At 58.9% G+C, this 4,001-nt stretch carries 2 protein-coding genes and 1 pseudogene; 2 read left to right on the top strand and 1 reads right to left on the bottom strand.

Annotation, left to right across the window (positions count from 1 at the left end; genetic code table 11):
- Positions 1-426: 426 nt before the first annotated feature.
- Positions 427-1,610, bottom strand: a pseudogene (locus AC0YKC_RS33830) (IS3 family transposase).
- A 209-nt stretch (positions 1,611-1,819) separates the two neighbouring features.
- Here AC0YKC_RS33830 and AC0YKC_RS33825 point away from each other — a divergent pair.
- Complete coding sequence (locus AC0YKC_RS33825; RefSeq protein WP_320293609.1) at positions 1,820-2,662, top strand: PRC-barrel domain-containing protein; 843 nt, start codon at positions 1,820-1,822, stop codon at positions 2,660-2,662.
- Between the two features lie 62 nt (positions 2,663-2,724).
- Positions 2,725-3,213: a hypothetical protein gene (locus AC0YKC_RS33820; RefSeq protein ID WP_320293608.1), complete on the top strand. Its 489-nt coding sequence runs from the start codon at positions 2,725-2,727 to the stop codon at positions 3,211-3,213.
- The last annotated feature ends 788 nt before the right edge of the window (positions 3,214-4,001 follow it).

Below are 4,001 nucleotides of genomic sequence, written 5' to 3'. Positions count from 1 at the left end.
GGCTCACGCAGTCCAGCCTCTAGCCTTGTTCATCCATGAACTAGCTATCAACGCGGCTACGCATGGGTCGCTCTCTGGAGAGGCAGGTCAGGTCGCAATCAGTTGGAGCGACATCCCCCAAACAAACGGACTCGTCCTCATCTGGGAAGAGACCGGCGGGCCGCCTCCGTCGAAGGTACGAAAGCCCGGGTTCGGCACGGTTGTTGCTGAAGCTACCGTGCGGCGTCAGCTTCAGGGGTCCGCCGAACGCCAGTGGCTAGACCGCGGGGTGAAGGTCTTGGTCGAAGTGCCAAATGTCACGACCGCCAGGTAAGGGCGCGCTGTTCCCAAGATTCTGGAGGTAGCAGGGGATTGCCAACTAGGCGTCGAGCGCCGGGATCGCACGTACAGAGGATGGTCCCACACAAACCCATGATGCGGCAGCACTTAGAAATCAGGCCTGAATTGACGTAGCGGCGGCGATTGGGCCTCGACCGTTTCAGTTACGCCGTAGGGCGCGGGCTGAGCAACCGGCGGAGACGCGAAGCCCAAATCGAGCGCAGCGTTTGCGCCGGTTGCGGTGAGGACCTCGGCGAACGCCGCCGGGGTCTGGTAGCCGGGCGAGGAGTGAGGCCCTCGCAGTGTTGTAGTCCTCCACCCATTCGGTTATGGCGCAGCGGGCGCCATTGAGGCCAAAGAACAAGCTCTCGTTTAGGAGCTCATTGCGCGCATCCGGCAGTTGAAACTCTTGAGGTAGCCGTTCTGATTCGGCTTTCCGGCGCGATGTAATGCCATTCGACACGGTTATCCTTCGACTAGGCCAGGATGGCGTTCGAGGTGCTCGGCCGCAACCGATCATGTCGGGCTTGCCGCGAAGGCTGATCAGATCGGTCGGCTCGCGTGCCACCCGGTGACCGGAGATCGAGGTGTCGGTATCGCGGCCAGGCACTCCCGGGGTCACGTCGTCAACTATGTTCATCACCCGGAAACGCCTGCCAGGCGAACTGATCATGCACGAAGTCCGGCGACCAGCGCGCATCAGTTTTGCCTTGACCGGGGTCGGGGCCCGCGTTCCGACGGCTCGTTGCTATGCCCGGCGCTTGCGCTGTCAGTCCCTTCCTCGCGGTAGAGCCGGTAGATGCGAATGAACAGCCGCCGATAGCCGAGGTGGCGGCGTTCGTTGGCGAGCTCGCGAAGCCTGCCGCGCAGCTCTGTCTCGGGCGGCCGGCAGAACCGGTAGCGCAGCATCTTCCGATCGGCGCCGACGATGGAACAGGCCCGCCGTTCCGAACGACCCATGGCGGCCCGCAGATGCGCAACGGCTTCGCACCTGGCGGCGGGCCTTACCATTTTTTTACAGGAACTCCTTCAGCGCCGCCGCCTCCAGGATCTGGTCGGCGAGCAGCTTCGTCAGCTTCGCGTTCTCGTCTTCCGGGGCCTTCAGACGCTTGGAGTCGGACACGTCCATCCCGCCATACTTCGCCTTCCAGTTATACAGGGTCGCCTCGCTGATCGCGTGCTTGCGAGAAAGATCGCCCGCCTTCGCAACCGCCTCGTGCTCGCGCAGAACCGCAATGATCTAGTTCTTCGGTGATCCGCTCGCGCTTCCTTTTCCGTGCGAACCACGCGATTAAGCCTTGGCTCGAAAGGGACAAGTGTTCCAGCCGATCCACAAATTACTCCCTGCTTGTCGAGGCTTGGGAACTGGATCTCGAGGCCGCCAGACTGCGCCGGTTGCGACCAGGGCATTTTGGGAACGTAAGGCCGTTGCTTCCGTTGATCGAAATGACGTTGGCAGACACCGATGGTCAATCAACCAGGCAACGGAAGGAATTTCACAATGATCCGGAAGATACTGGCTACAGCGGCGACGGCCGCTCTTATTTCGACCGCGTTCTATGCGGCCGGCGCCCATGCCGCAAATACTCCCGCTACTCAGACCGCGATTGCTGCTCCAGTTACTGATGGCAACCTCGTCTCGAAGATTATGGGAGCCGCGGTCTATGACAGCACCGCTGACGATGCGACGAAGATCGGCGATGTTAAGGACATCGTCCTGGGCAAGGACGGCAAGGCCAGGCTCGTAATCATTGGGGTCGGGGGCTTCCTCGGCGTGGGCGAAAAGAATGTTGCCTACGATTTCAGCAAGCTCGAATGGATCAACAAAAAGGGCGATCGCTGGCTGGTGGCAAAGACCACCAAGGAAGAACTTCAAGCCCAGCCCAATTTCGACGCCAATGCTTACGACACGGCGTCTGCACCCACCACGGCCCAACCCACGGCGGAGGGTCAAACCGCTCTCGCAAAGACGGATAAAACCGCAACGGCCTCAATTGACAAGTCGTCACTGACCGAGATGCCGTCAGACAAAATCAGCGCGGCAAATCTGATTGGAACCAACGTCTATGGCGCAGATGATGCGAAGGTGGGCGATATCGGCGACGTCATTCTGACCGGCGACAAGAAGGTCGACACCATAATTGTCGATGTGGGTGGCTTTTTAGGCATTGGCAAAAAAGAGGTGGCCATTGGTATGGAGAACCTGAGGTTCATGACCGACAAGAACGGCAACCGCTACCTCTACACGAACTTCACCAAGGAGCAGTTGAAGGCTCAGGTTGCCTACGACAAGGCCACCTACGCTCAAAATCGCGACAAACAGCGCATCATCATCAACAAATGACAATCGGGGGAATTTGCCCTCGTCCCGTCCCGTGGGCGGGGGCGCCCGCGCAAGGAGCGAGCTTGAAGCTAGCCGCCGAAGTCCATCACAACTCTGAAGATATAAGCGACCTCGTTCTTTCCGACGTCGTTGCCGCCCTTCATCGACGGGCCAGGGTCAGCCACGAGTTCGATATTCCCTACATTGCCGGATACAGCAGCGATGCCACGTCGATTTACATCGATCGGCATCTGCCGCGAACAATCAGATGGCAAGGTAAGGACGTGCGGCTCGAGCCGTTTCTGGTGTGCCACGAAATTGTTGAGAAAGCTCTATTGGACGAGCTCGGGCTTCATTATCTGCACGCGCATCAAATCGCCCTGCGCGTCGAAAGGGACGCAGTCAGAGGTGCTGGACTGACGTGGCGACGCTATCAAAGCGTTATTAAGAAGCATGAAAAGGCGATCGATGAGGAACGACTTCGCAACGTGCCAGCGGATCTAGATCTCACGCCGTACAAGGATCTAAAGGATTATCCGTTGCTCCGTCGGCTGATCGGTTCATCCCGATAGTTCGTTGCACCGGATGGTCACCTGAGACAGCGGGATGCAGGCGGCGCCGTCAAATTTTCACGATTATGGACGCGTCACGAGCCAAGTGATGCTGAGAGCGCTGCTGCTCAGAAACTTCAGGTGCCTGGGTCTTGATCTGAGAACCGACGGTGCGCTGACCAGCTGAGATGGGCGCCGTGAAGCCGGATCTGGTCGAGACGATCGTCGGCGATTGGTTGGTGACAAATGCTTATCTGCCGGTACGCTCGTATTGTGCGAAGAGAGTCATATGGAAGGCGACACCTGATCGCGGCACGGTATCGATTTTTGTTCTGGCACCGAGGGAAATCCAGGCACATTTATTGCATGGCGTCCATAGGACGTACGCTCTACTCGCTGCATCCTGCAGCGAAGCGTGCCACAAATCTTCCTCACGGATGCTTCAAGCGGCCGATCAGACCAAGCTTTACTGCGTCGCTCGTCGCTCAGCATGCTGCTGACGCGCTACCACATTCGCTCGCGAAATTTATTGAGGGGTATAAAGGCGTCCCGACTTACGCCCGGTTCAACGCTCAGCCACGCGTTGGCTTGCCCGGTTCCCTTCGGCGCTGACGTTAAAGGCCCCCGTTTCGCGGGGGCCTTTCGATTTCCACCTGTCGATCAAGCGATCAGTGCCAATAGGGCTTCACATGGTAATATTGGAATGAAGCATCGCGGGCGGCTTCGCCGTCAGCGCCGGTGAGTTCCTCGATCGAATATGCGGGCGCGGCCTGGAGCTGCTCCTTGGTGAACGGCACGACGTAGCCGCC

Source organism: Mesorhizobium sp. CNPSo 4661 (genome assembly GCF_057784215.1).
This window is presented reverse-complemented; position numbering and strand designations above follow the sequence as displayed.

Coding starts and splice junctions, on each gene's coding strand:
- AC0YKC_RS33825 (WP_320293609.1), top strand. CDS start 1,820: ATGATCCGGAAGATACTGGCTACAGCGGCGACGGCCGCTCTTATTTCG.